At 74.8% G+C, this 16,721-nt stretch carries 13 protein-coding genes; 8 read left to right on the top strand and 5 right to left on the bottom strand.

The annotated features are described in order from the left end of the window. Positions 1 to 21: 21 nt before the first annotated feature. From IF83_RS0108105 to IF83_RS0108115, 3 genes are all read right to left on the bottom strand, one after another. Complete coding sequence (locus IF83_RS0108105) at positions 22 to 1,920, bottom strand: DUF2264 domain-containing protein (RefSeq protein ID WP_244176930.1); 1,899 nt, start codon at positions 1,918 to 1,920, stop codon at positions 22 to 24. Beyond that, a complete protein-coding gene (locus IF83_RS0108110) occupies positions 1,917 to 3,341 on the bottom strand; it encodes an RICIN domain-containing protein (protein WP_347877096.1) in 1,425 nt (474 codons plus the stop codon). The genes IF83_RS0108105 and IF83_RS0108110 overlap by 4 nt, the downstream gene beginning before the upstream one ends. Positions 3,342 to 3,435: 94 nt before the next feature. After that, positions 3,436 to 4,524, bottom strand: a complete 1,089-nt coding sequence (locus tag IF83_RS0108115; protein WP_030543386.1) for a glycoside hydrolase family 43 protein — start codon at positions 4,522 to 4,524, stop codon at positions 3,436 to 3,438. Positions 4,525 to 4,834: 310 nt separating this feature from the next. Here IF83_RS0108115 and IF83_RS0108120 point away from each other — a divergent pair, with 310 nt between their 5' ends. Continuing rightward, a complete protein-coding gene (locus IF83_RS0108120) occupies positions 4,835 to 6,022 on the top strand; it encodes a LacI family DNA-binding transcriptional regulator (RefSeq protein ID WP_078843278.1) in 1,188 nt (395 codons plus the stop codon). Positions 6,023 to 6,141: 119 nt separating this feature from the next. After that, entirely contained in the window at positions 6,142 to 7,380 is a 1,239-nt protein-coding gene (locus IF83_RS0108125) for a PQQ-dependent sugar dehydrogenase (protein ID WP_030543388.1), read from the top strand. Positions 7,381 to 7,597: 217 nt separating this feature from the next. Here the strand turns inward: IF83_RS0108125 and IF83_RS0108130 are convergent, their stop codons facing one another. Together IF83_RS0108130 and IF83_RS0108135 are read right to left on the bottom strand one after the other, a co-directional pair. Then, positions 7,598 to 8,392 (bottom strand): SDR family NAD(P)-dependent oxidoreductase, encoded by a 795-nt coding sequence (locus IF83_RS0108130; RefSeq protein ID WP_030543389.1) that lies wholly within the window; start codon positions 8,390 to 8,392, stop codon positions 7,598 to 7,600. A gap of 280 nt (positions 8,393 to 8,672) precedes the next feature. After that, positions 8,673 to 9,869, bottom strand: coding sequence for a right-handed parallel beta-helix repeat-containing protein (locus IF83_RS0108135; RefSeq protein WP_037679138.1), 1,197 nt, complete (start codon positions 9,867 to 9,869; stop codon positions 8,673 to 8,675). Positions 9,870 to 10,590: 721 nt separating this feature from the next. Between IF83_RS0108135 and IF83_RS0108145 the strand changes: the two genes are divergently transcribed. The 6 genes from IF83_RS0108145 to mnhG are packed head-to-tail and all read left to right on the top strand — an operon-like array spanning position 10,591 to position 16,687. Further along, positions 10,591 to 13,491 (top strand): Na+/H+ antiporter subunit A, encoded by a 2,901-nt coding sequence (locus IF83_RS0108145; protein WP_078843297.1) that lies wholly within the window; start codon positions 10,591 to 10,593, stop codon positions 13,489 to 13,491. Then, complete coding sequence (locus IF83_RS0108150; protein ID WP_078843279.1) at positions 13,488 to 13,979, top strand: Na(+)/H(+) antiporter subunit C; 492 nt, start codon at positions 13,488 to 13,490, stop codon at positions 13,977 to 13,979. The genes IF83_RS0108145 and IF83_RS0108150 overlap by 4 nt, the downstream gene beginning before the upstream one ends. Next, complete coding sequence (locus tag IF83_RS0108155) at positions 13,976 to 15,508, top strand: Na+/H+ antiporter subunit D (RefSeq protein ID WP_030543394.1); 1,533 nt, start codon at positions 13,976 to 13,978, stop codon at positions 15,506 to 15,508. Before IF83_RS0108150 ends, IF83_RS0108155 begins: the two co-directional genes overlap by 4 nt. Further along, on the top strand, positions 15,505 to 16,068 hold the full coding sequence (locus IF83_RS0108160) for a Na+/H+ antiporter subunit E (RefSeq protein ID WP_051722572.1): 564 nt from the start codon (positions 15,505 to 15,507) through the stop codon (positions 16,066 to 16,068). Before IF83_RS0108155 ends, IF83_RS0108160 begins: the two co-directional genes overlap by 4 nt. Continuing rightward, positions 16,065 to 16,331 (top strand): MrpF/PhaF family protein, encoded by a 267-nt coding sequence (locus IF83_RS0108165; RefSeq protein WP_030543396.1) that lies wholly within the window; start codon positions 16,065 to 16,067, stop codon positions 16,329 to 16,331. The genes IF83_RS0108160 and IF83_RS0108165 overlap by 4 nt, the downstream gene beginning before the upstream one ends. Further along, positions 16,328 to 16,687 (top strand): monovalent cation/H(+) antiporter subunit G, encoded by a 360-nt coding sequence (gene mnhG / locus IF83_RS0108170; protein WP_030543397.1) that lies wholly within the window; start codon positions 16,328 to 16,330, stop codon positions 16,685 to 16,687. The genes IF83_RS0108165 and mnhG overlap by 4 nt, the downstream gene beginning before the upstream one ends. Positions 16,688 to 16,721 lie beyond the last annotated feature (34 nt).

Here is a 16,721-nt window from a genome sequence, read left to right on the forward strand (position 1 = left end):
CCGGGCCACGGCCCGTCCGGGTCAGCCGGGAGCCGTCGGCTCCCCGGAGGTCGTGCCGGCCGCCGCCCGGTGTTCCACCTCCGCCGTGCCGGCGGACAGGCGTATCCGGTGCTCCGAGCCGTCCGACCAGCGGGCCGTCACCGCTGGGGCCGTGCCGTCGCCGCTCACCTCGGCCCGCACCAGGCCGCCCAGCGGAGCCGGGCGGGGCTCGGCCGTGAGGCGGGCCGCGCAGACGAACACGCTCACCGCCGCGCCCGTCCGCCCGGACACGGCGGGGGTCACCGCCTCCGGCGTGTACGCCGTCGCCACCGGTGGCAGCGGCGGGGCCGGCTCCAGCCCGTGCAGCGGCAGGAGTTCGGAGGCCGGGCCCGGTGTCGCCGCCGCCCAGCCCGTGAGGCGTACCGGGGTGCCCGGCGGAGCGTTCGTGACGGCGTGGACGCGGACCTCCGCCGCGCCGTGCACGAGGACGACGCTCACGACCCGGGCCGCGCCCACCCCGTGCCGGGACGCCGCCCAGCCCTCCCCCGTGCCCAGCGGTTCCAGGCCGTGGCGCGGGGAGACGGCGCCGTGCTCGTCGAGCAGGCCGAAGTGGTTGTCGGGTTCCGCGCCCGGTGGGGTCGGGCCGGTGGCGGTGGAGTAGGCGAGGCGCGTGTAGTACGGGTCGTAGCGGGCGTCCTCGCTGCCGTGGTTGTGCAGCCGCACGAGCCCGTCGGCGGACGTGGACTGGAGCAGCCAGTTCGGCACGGGCAGCGCGGTGACCGCGTCCGCGCGCTCGGCCGGGCCCGGCTCCTCCGGGGCCGTCCACACCGGGTGGTCCGGCGGGAGCAGCAGGCCGAGGAACGCCTTGGCGGCCCAGTACGGGGAGGCCGGGCCGGAGTAGCGCTGGAGGACGCCTTCGTTCGGGCCGTACCAGCCGAGGGTCAGCAGGCCGGTGGCCGGGTCGGCGGCTCCCCGGTCGAGGAAGTGGCGGAGCGTGCCGGAGGCCAGGCGGCGGGTGGTGCCGGGGCTCAGCGGGGTGCGGCCGGTGAGGGCGCCGAGCCAGAGCGGGGCGGTGGTCGCCATGCGGTACGTGAGCGAGCGGCCCTGGTGCACCGGCGCGCCGTTGGTGCCGAACAGGCGGGCGTAGTCGGCGAGATGGGCCTCCAGCCGGGGGCCGTGGCGGTCCATCAGCGTGCTGTCGGCGGAGAGGTGGGCCTCCAGGACCGGGTAGAGGTGCATGGCCCAGCCGTTGTAGTAGTCGAAGGCGCGGCCGGGGCCGTCGGTGTACCAGCCGTCGCCCGCGTACCAGTCCTCGATCCGGGCGAGGCCGCGCTCGCGGGCGGACTCCGCGGCCTCGGTGTGCCGGCCGGTCGCGGCGAGGAAGCCGCCGACCGTGGCGGGGAACAACTCCCAGTTGCAGGGCCAGGGTTCGGCGGTGAGAGCGTCCGCCAGCCAGGCCGCGGCGCGGTCCCGTACCGCCGCGTCCAGCCGGTCCCACAGCCAGGGGCGGGTGAGGCGGAGCGCCAGGGCGATGGAGGCGGCCTCGACCAGCGGCTGGCTGCGGTCGGTGATGCGCGGCCAGTCCTCGGGGCCGTCGCCGCCGGGCCGGCGGGTGCCCGCCGCGAGGCCGTCGGCGTACCGGCCGATGAGCCCGTGCGGGTCGGCGCCGCCGGCGCCCGCAGTCCGGAAGGCGGCGAGGAGGAACGTGCGGGCGTAGCCCTCCAGCCCGTCCGAGCGCCGGCCGGAGAAGCCGGGCCGGGCCCCGGGGAAGTGGTAGAGGGCGCGGCCGGGGGTGGCGTACGGGGTGACGGCCGCGAGCAGCCCGTCGGCGGCGGCCTCCCAGTGCGCGCGGGTCCAGCCGGTACGGGGGCTGAGCGCGCGGTCCTCGCGCGGCAGGGGGAACGGGATGCCCCCGGCTCCCCGGGGTCGGCACGCCGTCACGTGCCGCGCCGCCACTGCTGGTTGTGCACGCCCGAGCAGGCGTAGGTGATGATCTCTGCGGAGTCGCCGGTGGCCCCGTTCGAGACGTCGAGGCATTCGCCGCTGGCGCGGGCCACCAGCCGGACGTATCCGCCGCCCGCGTCCTGGACCTGCCACTGCTGCTGCGCCGCGTCCGAACACGTCTGCTGCTGCACGGCCGCGCTGGTCTCGGTGAGGCAGAGGGAGCTGTGCCGGGCCATCAGCTGGACACGGCCGCCTCCGGCGTCCCGGAACCAGAACTTCTGGTTGCCGCCGCCGTTGCAGCCGTACTGCTTGAGCAGCGCCCCGGCGCTGAGCGACTGGCTGGTGACGTCGGCGCACCGGCCGCTGTGCCGGGCGGTGAGGGTCTCGAACGGCCCGCCGCGGCCGGTGACCGTCCCGGCGTCGGTGTCGATGACGAGCTCCGGGTGGTAGTCCATGCTCATGCTGGTGGCGGACGGGAAGGACAGCGGGGCCCAGACGTACCGGGAGTCGTTGACCGTGCCGCCGAAGGAGTTGCCCCAGCGGTCGCCCATGTAGAGGTACGAGGTCTGACCGCTGCCCTGCACCGGCAGGACGTAAGTGGTCTGCGAGCCGTAGGTGGTGGAGTCGCCCACGTTCCGCATCTCGCTCCAGGGCCCGGAGACGCTGGTGGCGGTGGCGTACTTCTGCTGGTTGGGGCTCCAGCCGGTGGCCCCGGAGGTCAGCATGAAGTAGACGCCGCCGCGCTTGAAGAGGGCCGGTGCCTCGCGGTGGCCGCCGGGCCAGGGGTTGGCGACGAGGGAGACGACGCCCGTGTAGTCGTCGGTGAGCCGGTAGATGTGCAGGTCGTAGTTCTCGCGGGCCGCCGAGACCATGTAGCCGGTGCCGTCGCTGTCCGTGAAGACGGTGATGTCGCGTGACATGTGCTGCCCGAGCGGCCGGAAGCTGCCGCGCCAGGTGTAGTTCCCGTCGACGGTGGAGGAGGTGGCGACGGCGGCGCGGGCCTCGCTGTAGTCGGAGCCGTTCTCCTTGTGCGCCCACAGGACGTACTGGCCGGTGCGCTGGTTGTACATGACCTTCGGGCGCTCGATGTTGGCCCGCCGCAGCTCCGGGTCGCTGGCCTGGGTGAGGATGTGGTTGCGGAACTCCCAGTTCTTCAGGTCGGTCGAGCGGTACGCGGAGACGTAGCGGAAGGTGTTGTCCGCGTTGCGGTTCTCGCCGAACCAGTAGTAGTAGGCGCCGACTTTGAGCACTCCGCCGCCGTGGGCCTGCAGCGGGGCGCCCGACGTGTCGGTGAACTGGGTGGCGTTGACCACGGTCACCGGTGCGGCCTGCGCGGCGCCCGCCGGTAACAGGACGCCGGTGAGGCCGAGGGTGAGGCAGAGGGCGAGCAGCGCGGCTCGCAGACGGTGGCGGTTCAACTCGGGCACGCTCCTTGGTGGGGGGGTGAACGCGGTCGGGCGGCGCACGGCCGTGGCGGGCCGGCGGTCGCGGCGCGGCGGAGCCCCGGGCCGGCTACCGGGAATCGGCGACCGGGACGCCGAAGTCGGGTGTCCCGTCCGGCTTCCACCCCAGTTCCTGGAGGCGGGTGTGCCGGTTCGGGTCGTTGAGCGGGTCGCCGCTGATCTCCTTGTACTGGCGGGCGTGGTAGACGAGCACGTCGGTGCGGCCGTCCTCGGCGACGGTGAAGGAGTTGTGGCCGGGGCCGTACTGGCGGGTGGTGTCGCTGCTGGTGAACACCGGTCGCGGCGACTTGCTCCAGGAGCCGGGGGCGAGCAGGTCGGCGGAATCGTCTGCGGTCAGCAGGCCCAGGCAGTAGTTGCTGTCGGTGGCACTGGCCGAATAGACCAGGAACACCCGGCCGTTGCGCTGGATGACGGAGGGACCCTCGTTGACCTTGTAGCCGACCGTCTCCCAGGCGTACTCGGGTGTCGTCAGCCGCACCTGAGGGCCGCTCAGCGTCCAGGGGCCGGCCATCTCGGAGAGGAAGACGGCGGTGTTGTTGTCCATGCCGGGCTCGTGCTGGGCCCAGGCGAGATAGCGGGTGCCCCGGTGGACGAAGGTGGTGGCGTCCAGGGAGAAGGTGTCCCAGGCGGTGGTGATCCGCCCGCGCTCCGTCCAGGTGCCGGAGAAGGGGTCGGCGCTCCGGTTCTCCAGGACCCACATGCGGATGCGCCAGACGTCGTCCGTGCGCCCGGCGGCGAAGTAGACGTACCAGGCGCCGTCGATGTGGTGGATCTCCGGCGCCCAGATGTGGGCTCCCATGTCGCCGCTGCCGTGCCGCCGCCAGATCACGCTCTCCGCGGCGTCCGCCAGCCCCGCCAGGGTCGGGGAGCGGCGCAGCACGACGCGGTCGTACTCGGGGACGGTGGCCGTGTAGTAGTAGTGGCCGTCGGTGTGCCGGTGGATGTGCGGGTCGGCGCGGTTGCGGATCAGCGGATTGGCGTACGGGGCCACCGCGCGGGGGCCGGCCGTCCGGGCGTCCGCCGCGGCGGGCCCGGCCGCGTGGGCTGCGCCCGGTGTGGCGGCGAGGGCGCCGAGGGCGCCCAGCCCCGCCGCCGTCCTGAGCACGCTTCTGCGATCGGGCACGGCACCACGGCTCATCCGGGTCTCCTGTGGAGGGGGAGAAGTGGGCCTGTGCGTCCGGCCCGCAACTGATCGATTTTGTTGGAATGTTAGGGCTTCTGATGATTGCCGGTCAGCCCTATGGACGACGGCGAAAGTTTCGGAATACCCGTCCCCGCCGCACCGCCGGGCCCGCGCCCCGGCCCGTCTCATCCGCTGGGACATCGGTCTTCTGCGGTGACGCGGCGCGATCTACAGTGGTGGCCGGCCGCTGCCCGGCCGGTACCGCGGGGGGACTCGGGCTGTCCTGAGTGTGATCCGCGAGGCCGTGGAGCGGAAGGGGAAAGCGATGGCTCGTACCGGGAGCGCCGCGGGCCCGACCCTGGCGGTGATCGCCCGCGAGGCCGGGGTGTCGGTGCCGACCGCCTCCAAGGTCCTCAACGGCCGCGCCGATGTGGCCCCGGACACCCGACGCCGCGTCACCGAGGTGCTGGAGCGGCTGGGTTATGTGCGCCGTCCGCGCGCCGGGGCGCCGAAGGCGCGGCCCGCGATGGTCGATCTGGTGGTGCGCTCCCCCGACGGCCCCGGCACGGGCGCGGTGCTGCACGGCGTCATGGAGGCCGCGCGCGACGCGGGGCTGGAGGTGGTGGTCTCGGTGGCGGACGGGCCCGGCGGGCCGGACGGCCGGCGGGCGGGACCCGGGTGGCCGGAGAGGCTGGCGGCCCGCGGCTCCGCCGGGGTGCTGTTCCATCTGCCCGGGCTCAGCCCCCGCCAGTACGCCTGGCTGGAGGGCCACGGCATTCCGTACGTCCTCATCGATCCCGCGCTCCGTCCGCCGCCCGGCACCGTGCAGGTCGGCACGGACGACCAGCGCGGCGGGGCGGTGGCGACCGGCCATCTGCTGGCCCTGGGCCACCGCCGGATCGCGGTCCTCGCCGCCCGTCCCGGCACACCGCGCGGTGACGCCCGGCTGGCCGGCCACCGCGCGGCCCTGGCGGCGGCGGGCGTCACGCCCCGGCCCGAGTACGTACGGCACGGGGAATCCGAACGGGCCTGCGCGCGGCGGCGGACGCTCGCCCTCCTCGGCCTGCCGGAGCCGCCCACCGCGCTGTTCGCCTGCTCGGACGTGATGGCCCTCGGTGCCTACGAGGCCCTGGCCGTCCGGGGGTTACGGGTCCCCGCGGACCTCAGCGTCGTGGGCTTCGGGGACCTGCCGGAGGCCGGCTGGGCGTCACCGGGCCTGACCACGGTGCGCCGGCCGCTCTCCGCGATGGCCGCGGCCGCGCTACGGCTGCTGGCCGGGATGATGCGCGGGGAGCGTCCGGAGTCACCCCGCACCGAGCTGTCCACCCGCCTCGTCCCCCGGCACAGCACGGCACCGGCGGCCCCGCGGCCGGCGCGTTCCCTCCGCGCCTCCGCCCCGGCGGCGGGCGGCCTCCCGGCGGGGCCCGTGCCCGGCGGTCCCGCGGCCGGCCGGGGGGACGGACCGGCCCGGGAATCCGGGCCTGTACCGCGGGCCACCGCCGTGGCACAGTGAACCAGGCCGCTGGGAACGCTCCCACCCGGGCTGTCGCGCCCCACCGCGCCCGGGACCGCCGGCGGACCGGACGAGAAGCCTGCCGTCACGAGGCACCCCCCACCTCCCCAGGAGTCGCTATGTCCCGAGGAAAGCGGATCGGCCGCTTAATCCTCGCCGTCACGCTGACCGCCGCCGTGGCACCGGTCAGCTGGGCGGCGGAGTCACAGTTCGGTGACCGCGAGCACGAGCGCGCGGCCGCCACCGGCCTCCCGGCCGCCGCCGAGCCGGCGCCGCTGGAGGATCTGACCGTCAGCACCACCCAGGTGGCCGCCGGTCTGCGGCGCCCCACCGCCATCGCCTCCCCCGACGACGCCACCGGCCGGCTGTTCATCACCGAGAAGGCCGGCACCGTACGCGTCTACCACCCGGATACCGGCTTGGCCGCCGAACCCCTGCTCGACCTCACCGGCCGTGTCAACGCGAACGACAACGAGCGCGGACTGCTGGGGATCGCCCCGGCCCCCGACTTCGAGGAGAGCCGGCTTCTCTACGCCGCCTACACCCGCAGCTCCGACAACGCCGTCACCCTCGCCCGGATCGACGTCCGCGAGGGCGGTGTGGAGGAGCTCCTCACCCAGGAGCACGACCAGTACTCCAACCACAACGGCGGCCATCTCGCCTTCGGCCCCGACGGCTACCTGTACTGGAGCATCGGCGACGGCGGCGGCTCCGGCGACCCGTTCGACAGCGGGCAGCGCCTGGACACCCTGCTCGGCAAGATCCTCCGGCTGGACGTCGGCCCGGACTGCCGCGCGGGGGCCGCCGCCTCCTGTGTGCCGGAGGACAACCCCTTCGTGGACCGCCCGGGCGCCCGGCCCGAGATCTGGGCTTACGGTCTGCGCAACCCCTGGCGCTTCTCCCTCGACGAGGCCGACGGCTCGCTGTGGATCGGCGATGTGGGCCAGGGCAGCTGGGAGGAGGTGGACCACCTGGCCGCCGACGAGGGCGGGGCGAACCTCGGCTGGTCCTGCATGGAGGGTCCGGAAGTCCTCAACGCGGACCAGTGCGACCCGGACGCCGACTACACCGACCCGGTGTTCAGCTACCCGTCCTCCGTCGCCGGCTGCTCGGTGATCGGCGGGCCGGTCTACCGGGGCGAGGAGTACGCCGGACTGGCCGGCGGCACGTATCTGGCCACCGACTACTGCTCCTCCACCGTCTGGGGCATCCGGCCCGGCCCCGACGGCTACGCCAACGCCGAGATCGGGGAGTTCCCGACCCAGGTCACGAGCTTCGGCGAGGACGAGAACGGCGAACTGTACGTCGCCAACGACCTGCCGGGACAGCTGCACCGGGTCTCCTTCGCGACGCGCTGACGCCTCCGGGCGTCTCCCGGCACCGCCCGCACCGCCGGCACCGTCGGCAACCGCCCGGCACCGCCGGTACGGCCCGGTGCGGGCGGGGGCGCACCGGCGGGCGGGCGACGCCGCAGCCGCCCCGGGCGGCGCGCGTTCCCGGCCACCCGGGGCGGGGGGCGGGGGTCGCAGGTGCGGCGCCCGCCCCCGAACCCGTGCCCGCCCGCCCCCGGCGCCGTCAGCCGGCCGGGAGCTCCACTCCCGTCAGCTCCGCGCAGGCGGCGAGCAGTCCGTCCTGCACTCCCAGGTCGTACGCGGCCGGGTTGGCCCGCAGTTCCTGCCGCCGCTTGAAGTAACGGCCCGTCACCCGAGCGGCCGGGTCCTCGCCGGTGGCCAGCCACACCTGGGTCTCCGCGCCCTCCGGCAGGCCGCCGGTGGCGTTGGGCCCGCCCATCCGGGTCCGGATCCAACCCGGGTCGACGGCGTTGCTGAGGGTGCCGGTCCAGCGGCGCGCGACCGCGAACGCCAGGACCACGTCGAGGAGTTTGGAGTCCGAGTACGCCTTCATGCCGTCCCACGGCCTGCGCTCGTACTGCAGGTCGTCGAGGTCGGCGGTGCCGTCCGCCTCCAGTCCGGAGGTCAGGTACACCAGCCGGCGGGGCCTCGGCATCAGTGCGGTGAGGAGGTAAGGGGCCAACACGTTCGTCTGGAAGATGCGTTCCAGCTTGTCCTCGGTGACACTGCGCCAGGCCGCTCCCCCGCCGACGCCCGCGTTGTGGATCACCACATCGAAGGGTCCCGCCGCGGCCGCCGCCTCCGCCAGTTCGCGGGTGCCCGTCAGCGAGGCGAGATCGCCGGCGACCACGCCGGCGGCCTGCGGCACCGCCGCGCGGGCCTCCTCCGCGCGCACCGTGTTCCGGGCGTGCAGCACCACCCGGTGCCCCGCGGCGGCCAGTGTCGCCGCCGTCTCGCGCCCGATGCCGTCCGCCGACCCGGTGATGAACACGCTGATCCCGTCGCCCGTGTCGTCCATGGTGTCTCCTCTTCCTCTGCGGCCGCTCCGGCCGGTGGCGGCCGGGTCCGCGGGGTGGATGTCATGGCGTTGCGGAACGACGGTACGACGGACGCGATGCGCGCGGGGCGGCGCCCCGGCCGCGGTGCGGCGCGGTGGCGGGCCGGCGGCGGTGCGGACGGCGGTGCGCGGCGCGGGCGGGCACGAGGGCACCGCCGGCGCATTGTGGCACCGGGGGGCCACCCGGCCCGCGGCCGGACGGCCCCCCGTCAGAGCTCCGGGAAGCCCCCGGTCCCGGCCGCTAAGAACAGGTGTTCCGGCTCGTGTTGACGAGGTTGAGGTTGCGGTAGGTGATGTTCGAGCCGCAGGGGCTCTCCCTGAGGGCCGAGTTGGTGACCGTCAGGTTCTGCAGGGTGATGTCGCGGGTGTTGGCGAACTCGGAGCGGGCGGCGATCCGGATGTCGCCCGGTCCGGAGACGGTGCCGCCCTGGGCCGCGATGTTCACGTTGTAGCAGTTCTCGATCAGGATGGCGTTGCTTCCGGTGTTCGCGATGTCCACCCGGTCGATGACGGCGCCGCCGCTCTCCGAGACGCAGAAGACGCCGCGTCCGCCGCCCCGCGCGATGACCTGGCCGACCCGGACGTTGACCGGGTAGCCGTCACCGATGCGGCCGTTGCGGTTGGCCATCCGGAAGGCCGCGTAGCCGGTGCCGGTCCCGGCGCCGTCGGCGTCCACCGTCCCGACGGTCGCGTTCACCGTGTCGTTCAGCAGCAGTCCGGAGTAGCCGGTGTCGCGGGCGGTGACGGTGCCGATCGTCAGTCCGTCCACACCGTAGGTCTCGACGCCGTGCGCGCCGGTCCCGGAGACGTAGACGTTGTCGATGCGGATGTTGCGGGAGCGCACCGAGCGGTCGCCGTGGTTGTCGATGCGGACGCCCAGGCCGCCGGAGAGGCGCATGTCGATCTGGCCGAGCGTCACGTTCTCGACGTTCCGCAGGAAGATGCCGTACAGCGGGGCGCCGGTGAGGGTCAGGTGCTGGACCTCCACGTCACGGGCGCCGCGGGCGTAGACCGGCGCCTGGTCCCCCGAGCCCGAGCCGGTCACGTTGATGGTCCCGCAGACGTCGAGCACGGTGTAGCTCGGCAGGGAGAGCCGGGACCCGGCGCTCATCGAGCCGGAGCCCCGGACCACGACCCGCTGCTTGGAGGTCCGGCCGGGCGACAGGCTGCCGACGGCCGCGCGCATCGCCGAGAGCATGTCGGTGCCGCTGTAGCCGGGCGCGGTCCAGGTGTTGCCGTTGCGGACGGCCTCGGCCTGGTAGCTGCCGGTGCCGCAGTCGGCGGCCGGTGCGGCGGCGGCAGCGGGGGCGGCCGGCGCCGCCGCGCCGGTGTCGCGGGCCTGTCCGGGTGTGGCGACGAGCAGACCGATCAGCGCGGCCAGGGCCGTTCCGGTGGCGGCCAGGGCCGTTCCGCGTCGTCCTCGCGGTGTGGAAGACATACCACGTCTCCTTTCGGAGCGGGTGAGAGTCGGGTGGGGGGTGAGGGAGCGTTCGGCGTGGCGGCCGAGGAAGCGCTTTCACGCCGCCCCGGAACGTAGCAAGCGGCCCCCGGAGCGTCAATCAGCCCCGATGACGGGCCAGTTGCTGTGGACCAGGGGACATTCCCGTGATATCGCCCCCGACCTCCGCTGCTCCACAACGGGCAGACCGGACGGGGAGCAAACGCTTGCTGCGACCGCCCCAGCCCCGTGCGGTACGACCGCCCCGCGCCGCGCCGTGCGGCGCCGTGCGGGCCGAGCGCACCGGTCCGCGACTTACGGTGTTCCCGGGACGGTGATCAGGGCCGCCGCGACGATCACCGCCCCGGGCCGTCGGCCCGTCGCCGGAAGCCGGCCGGGTGCTCCGGAAGCGCCGATGGCGCCTGACGCGTCCGGAGGTCTTCCGCGTTCCGGCGGGCACCCGGCCGGCGGTGCCGGGGCCGCCGGCCCCGGCACCGCCGACGAACCGTCAGCGGACCGCCAACGGACCGCCTCTGGAGGACTGGCGCATGGCACGAGCGGGCGACCGCACCACCGGGCACCCCGGGCACCGGTCCTCCGTGCCCCCGTCCCCGGCCTCCCGTGCCCGGCCGGCCGGCCGCCGCGTCTTCCCGTCCCCCGGACGGACCCTTCCGGCCGGCCCCGTCCGCCGTCCCCCCGTACCGGAGGAGTGGTCCCGGCCGTGCTCCTCCTGCTGACCGCTCACGCCGTGCCGGCGGCGGCGCTTCCGTGGGCGGCCCGCCGCGCCGGACGCGCCGTCTGGGTGATCGCGGCGCTGCCGCTCCTGACGGCCCTGGTGTGGAGCGCCGTCCGGGCGCCGGACGTGCTCCGCGGTACGCCCGTGCGGGAGAGCCTCGCCTGGGCGCCCTCCCTGGGACTGAGCCTGGACCTGCGGCTCGACGCCCTGTCCCTGCTCATGGTGTGGGTGATCAGCGGGGTGGGGGCGGCCGTCCTGGCCTACAGCGCGTACTACACCGAACGGGACACCGGCCGGGAGGCGGGGCTGCTGCTGGCCTTCGCCGGGGCCATGACGGGCCTGGTCCTCGCCGACAACCTCTTCGTGCTCTACGCCTTCTGGGAACTGACCACGGTCGCGTCCTACTTCCTCATCGCCGGTCCGGACCGCCCCCGGGAGCGCCGCCGGGCGGCGGAGCAGGCGCTGCTGACGACCGTCGCGGGCGGGCTCGCCCTGCTGGCGGGACTCGTCGTCCTCGGGCAGGCCGCGGGCACCTACCGGATCTCCGGCATCCTGGCCGACCCGCCGCGCGGCACCCCGGTGACGGTGGCGGTGGTGCTGCTGCTGGTCGGCGCGTTCGCCAAGTCCGCCCAGATGCCGCTGCACGGCTGGCTGCCCGCGGCCATGGTCGCGCCCACTCCGGTGAGCGCCTATCTGCACGCCGCCGCGATGGTCAAGGCGGGGGTGTACCTGGTGGCACGGTTCGCGCCCGGTTTCGCCGACGTCCCCCCGTGGCGGCCGGCGGTGTTCGCCGTCGGGCTGCTGAGCATGGTCCTGGGTGCCTGGCGGGCCCTGCGCGAGACGGATCTGAAGAGGCTGCTCGCCTACGGCACAATCAGCGAACTGGGCCTGCTGATGGTGCTGTTCGGTGCCGGTACCCGCACGGCCGCGATGGCCGGGGTGGTGATGCTGACGGCGCACGCCGCCTTCAAGAGCGCGCTCTTCCTCGTCACCGGCATCCTGGACCGGCAGGCGGGCACGCGGGACGTACGCAGACTCTCCGGCGCGGGCCGCCGCATGCCCGGCGTGTTCGCCGCGGCCCTGCTCGCCGCCCTCTCCATGGCGGGTGTGCCGCCGCTGCTGGGCTTCCTCGGCAAGGAAGCCGGCTACGAGGCGTTCCTGCACGGCACGGAGACCGGCGGCGGCCTCCCGGTGGTGGCCGGGCTGGTCCTGGGCTTCGTCCTCACGGTGGCGTACGCCGGCCGGTTTCTGTGGGGCGCCTTCGCCCGCAAGCCGTGGGCGGAGCCGGTGGTCCCGGACCGGCCGGCCCGCGGCTTCCTCGCCCCGGCGGCGCTCCTGTCGGCGGCGGGTCCGGCCCTGGGCCTGTGGTACCAGGGCATGGCGGCCCCCGCGCGCGCCTACGCGGACGGCTACCCGGCCGGCCCGGAGGGCCCGTACAAGCTCGCCCTCTGGCACGGTCTCACCCCCGCCCTGGGACTGTCCGTGCTGACGCTGCTGCTGGGAGCCGCGCTGTACGCGGCCGACCGCGAGCGGGTCCGCGGGACGCTCCCGCGCTGGAAGACCCTCGTGCGGCTGCCGGACTCCCAGCGCGCGTACGGGCGGACGGCCCGCGCGACCGGCACGCTGGCGCTGCGGCTGGCGCGCTCCACCCAGGTCGGCTCGCTCCCCGTCTACCTGACGGTGCTCCTGTGCACCGTGCTGGTCCTGCCGGGGGCCGCCCTGGCCATCGCCGGGACGGGCCCGGGCGGGGTCAGGCTGTGGACCTCGCCCGTACAACTGCCGCTCGCCCTGGTCGTCCTGGCCGCGGCCGCTGCGGTGGCGGCGACCCGGCACCGGCTGACCGGGGTGCTGCTGACGGGAGCGGTCGGTTACGGCGTGGCCGGGCTGTTCCTGCTCCGCGGCGCTCCGGACCTGGCCCTCACCCTGCTGCTGGTGGAGACGCTGACGCTGGTGGTCATGGTGTTCGTGCTGCGCCGGATGCCGGCCCGTTTCACGCCCGAGCGGTCGGCTCTGTGGACCAGGGTCCTGCAGGGGGCGCTGGCCGCGGCCGTCGGGGTCCTCGTCGGTCTCTTCTCCCTGACCGCGGCCGGTGCCCGCCGGGCTCCGGCGGCCGTCGGGGAGTACGTCCGCCTGCTGCCGGAGACCGGTGCCCACAACGTCGTCAACGCGATCATCGTGGACTTCCGGGCCCTGGACACCCTCGGGGAGATCGCCGTGGTGCTGGTCGCGGCGCTGGGAGTGGTGAGCCTGGCGGGGGTCCGGCGGCCGGTCGGGGACGAGGCCGGGCCGGGCCGCACGGGGGGCGGCGGGGTCCGCGCCGGCCGGGAACCGGGTGACCGGGCCGCGCCCGCGCCGACGGCCCAGTGGGACGAACCCCGCGAGCACTGGGTGCCCGGGGGAAGCGAACTGCCGGGCAGCGAACGGTCATTGCTTCTGGAGACCGGCACCTGGCTGACCTTCCCCTCCCTCATGGTGGTCTCCGTGTTCCTGCTGTTCTCCGGGCACAACCACCCCGGCGGCGGGTTCGCGGGCGGCCTGGTGGCGGGCCTCGCGTGCGTCCTGCGCTATGTCGTGAGCGGCCGGGACGGCCTGGGAGCCGCCGTGCGGGTCGACGCCGGCCTTGTCGCGGGCGGTGGACTGGCCCTGGCCGCCGGGTCCGGCCTGGTACCGGCCTTCCTCGGAGCCGAACCCCTGACCGGCTTCCTCGTGAAGACGCGCCTGCCGCTCCTGGGGGACCTGAAGTTCTCCACCACGCTCTTCTTCGACGTGGGCGTCTACCTGCTGGTGCTCGGGGTCGCGCTCAAGCTGCTGTCGGCCCTGGGCACGAACCTCGCTCCCGCCCCGCGGCGGACGCGGAAGTCGGCGGAAGGAGACCTCACCCGGTGAGAACACCCGACATCGTCCTCGCCGTCGTGGTCGGCGGGCTGTTCGCCGTGGGCTTTCTGCTGATGATGCAGCGGTCGCTGATGCGGATCGTGCTCGGCTTCATCCTCCTGGGACACGGCACGAATCTGCTGCTGCTCTCGGCGGGACGTCCGGGAGAGCCGCCCCTGACGGACGGGAGTGCGGCGGAGCCCGGGCGGTACGCCGATCCGCTGCCGCAGGCCATGGCCCTCACCTCCGTCGTGATCACGTTCGGGCTCACGGCCTTCCTGCTCGCCCTGGCCTACCGGTCCTGGTGGCTGACCGGCCACGACGAGGTGCGGGACGACGTGGAGGACCGGCGGATCGGCACGGCCCGGGAACGCGCCCGGCCGGCGGCGCCGGCAGCCGGGGCGGGATGGCCGGGGGCCTCCGGGTCCCGGCCCTCCACGGCCGGCGGACCGGACGGGACCGGCGGGACGGGGAGCCACCCGGCGGAGGGAAACCCGTGAACCTGCTGCTCACCCTGCCGGTGGTCCTGCCGCTCCTCGCCGCGGGCCTGTCCATCGCGTTGCGCCGGCACCTGTGGGCCCAGCGGACGCTGAGCACCGCGGTGCTCGTCACCGTCCTGGCCGCCGCGTTCGCGCTGCTGGTCCTGGCCGACCGGCGGGGCCCTCTGGTACTGCCGGTCGGCGGCTGGGAGGCGACCGTGGGCATCACCCTGGTCGCGGACCGCCTGTCGGCGCTGCTGCTGACCGTCTCGCTGCTGGTCACCCTCGCCGTCCTGTTCTTCGCCATGGGCCAGGGCACCGCCGAGCGGCGCGGCCGGGTGGCGTCCGCCTTCCACCCGGCGTATCTGCTGCTGGCCGGCGGGGTCGGGCTGGCCTTCCTCACCGGGGACCTGTTCAACCTGTTCGTGGCCTTCGAGGTCATGCTCGGCTCCTCGTACGTGCTGCTCACCCTGAACGCCGGAACGCAGCGGACCCGGGCCGGCATGACCTACGTCCTCATCAGCCTGACGTCCTCGCTGCTGTTCATCACCGCGATCGCGCTGGTCTACGCGGCCACGGGGACGGTGAACCTCGCCCAGCTCGGCGAGCGGGCGGCCGCGCTCCCCGCCGGGCCGCGCACCGCCCTCAGCCTGCTGCTGCTCGTGGTCTTCGGGATCAAATCGGCCATGGTGCCGCTGCACTTCTGGCTGCCGGACAGCTACCCCACCGCCCCGGCGCCGATCACCGCGGTCTTCGCGGCGCTGCTCACCAAGGTCGGGGTGTACGCCATGGTGCGCACCCAGACGCTGCTCTTCCCCCGCGAGGAGACCTGGGTCCCGCTGGCCGTCCTCGCCGCCGTCACCATGCTGCTGGGCATCCTGGGCGCGCTCGCGCAGGACAACATCAACCGGCTGCTCTCCTTCACCCTGGTCAGCCACATCGGTTTCATGCTGTTCGGCCTGGCGCTGTCCGGCGTCGCCGGGCTGACCGGCACGATCCTCTACGTCGTCCACCACATCGTCGTCCAGGCCACGCTGTTCCTGGTCGCCGGACTCATCGTGCGCGGGGCGGGCACCCCCGCCCTGCGCCGGATGGAGGGCCGCGCCCCGCCTCCGCCGCTGCTCGCGCTGCTCTTCCTGCTGCCGGCGCTCAGCCTGTCCGGGATCCCGCCGCTGTCGGGGTTCGTGGCGAAACTGGCGCTGCTGCGGGCCGGGGTCGCGGACGGCGGGGCCGCCGCGTACGCGCTCGTCGTCGCCGCGCTGCTGAGCAGCCTGCTGACGCTGGCCGCGATGGCGCGGCTCGGGCGCAGCGCCTTCCCCGGGGCCTCCCGGACCGGTCCGCGCGACCGGGACGCTCCCCGGGCTCCGGCCCCGGCACACCGGCCGCCCCGGCTGATGGCTGCCGCCACCGCGGGCATGGCCCTCACCGGGGTGGCCCTGGCGGTGCTCGCCGGCCCGCTGGCGCGGCTCAGCGAACGGGCCGCCGAGGACCTTCTGCACCGGGACACCTACCGCTCGGCCGTACTCGTCACGGAGGCGAACACCCCTTGACCGTCCACCGGATCCTGTCCCGAGCGCGGGACCAACTGCCCCTTTTCTGCTGGCTGCTGGTGCTGTGGGCCGTTCTCTGGGGGTCGGTCCGCCCGGCGGTCCTGCTCAGCGGGGCGCTGCTGTCCGCCGCGGTCGTCCGCGGCTTCGCCCTGCCCCCGCTGCTGCCCCGGGTGCCGGTCCGGCCGTGGCGGCTGGTGCGCCTGCTCGGCTACATGCTCGCCGACCTTCTCCAGTCCGGGATCACCGTGGCCTGGCAGGTGCTCCGGTACGGGCCGCGCACCACGGCGGCGGTCGTGGAGATCCCGCTCCGGGCCGACACCGACCTGCTCATCGCCGCCACGGCCTCGCTGGCCACGCTGACGCCGGGAAGCCTGGTGCTGGAGATCGACCGCGACCGCCGGCTGCTGTACGTCCACGCGCTGCCGGCGGGCGATGCGCGCCAGACCGAGCTGCGGCGCCGGGAGGTGCTCCGGGCCGAGCACCATGTGTGCTGGGCGCTGGCGCGCACCGGGGCGGATGAACGGAGCCGCGCACCACGCCCCGGTGAGGAGACCTCGTGAGCACCGTGTTCGCCGTCACCACGGCCCTGCTGTCGGCCGCCGCCCTGACGACGCTGGTCCGGCTGGTGCGCGGACCCGTCGCGCTGGACCGCATCGTGGCCCTGGACATGCTGCTGACGCTGCTCGTCGCGGGCACCGCCGTGGGGGTCGCCGCCCGGGACGAGAGCTCCTTCCTTCCCGTCCTCCTGCTGCTGGCGATCCTGGCCTTCATCGGATCGGTCACCGCGGCCAACCTCATCGAGCGCAGGGAGGGCATGCGGTGAGCACCGTCCTCGGCGTCCTCTCCGCCGTCTTCCTGCTGTCCGGGGCGACGTTCTCCCTTCTCGGCGCCATCGGGCTGCTGCGGTTCCCGGACACCGTCTGCCGGCTGCACGCCGCGTCGAAGGCTCAGACTCTCGGCGTGCTGCTCATCCTGCTGGGCTCCGCTCTTCAGGTGCCGGTGGCCCACGGCCTCGTCCTCCTGCTGCTCGCCCTCTTCCAGCTGGTCACGGTGCCGGTGACCGGGCAGATCGTCGGCCGCACCGCCTACCGCACGGGGGCCGTGGACCGCGGCCGGCTGGTCGTGGACGAACTCGGCGGGCGGCTCGACCGGGAGGACACCGCGCCCCCGCCGGACTGACCGGCCGTGCTGCTCCCACCCGCTCCGGGCTCCG

It is taken from the genome of Streptomyces albus subsp. albus, assembly GCF_000719865.1.
Lineage (GTDB): Bacteria > Actinomycetota > Actinomycetes > Streptomycetales > Streptomycetaceae > Streptomyces > Streptomyces albus_E.

What these genes read in the sequence shown, in the direction of transcription:
- IF83_RS0108115 (WP_030543386.1), bottom strand. Translation starts at nt 4,524, where the DNA reads ATGAGCCGTGGTGCCGTGCCCGATCGCAGAAGCGTGCTCAGGACGGCG.
- IF83_RS0108120 (WP_078843278.1), top strand. Translation starts at nt 4,835, where the DNA reads ATGGCTCGTACCGGGAGCGCCGCGGGCCCGACCCTGGCGGTGATCGCC.
- IF83_RS0108125 (WP_030543388.1), top strand. Translation starts at nt 6,142, where the DNA reads ATGTCCCGAGGAAAGCGGATCGGCCGCTTAATCCTCGCCGTCACGCTG.
- IF83_RS0108130 (WP_030543389.1), bottom strand. Translation starts at nt 8,392, where the DNA reads ATGGACGACACGGGCGACGGGATCAGCGTGTTCATCACCGGGTCGGCG.
- IF83_RS0108135 (WP_037679138.1), bottom strand. Translation starts at nt 9,869, where the DNA reads ATGTCTTCCACACCGCGAGGACGACGCGGAACGGCCCTGGCCGCCACC.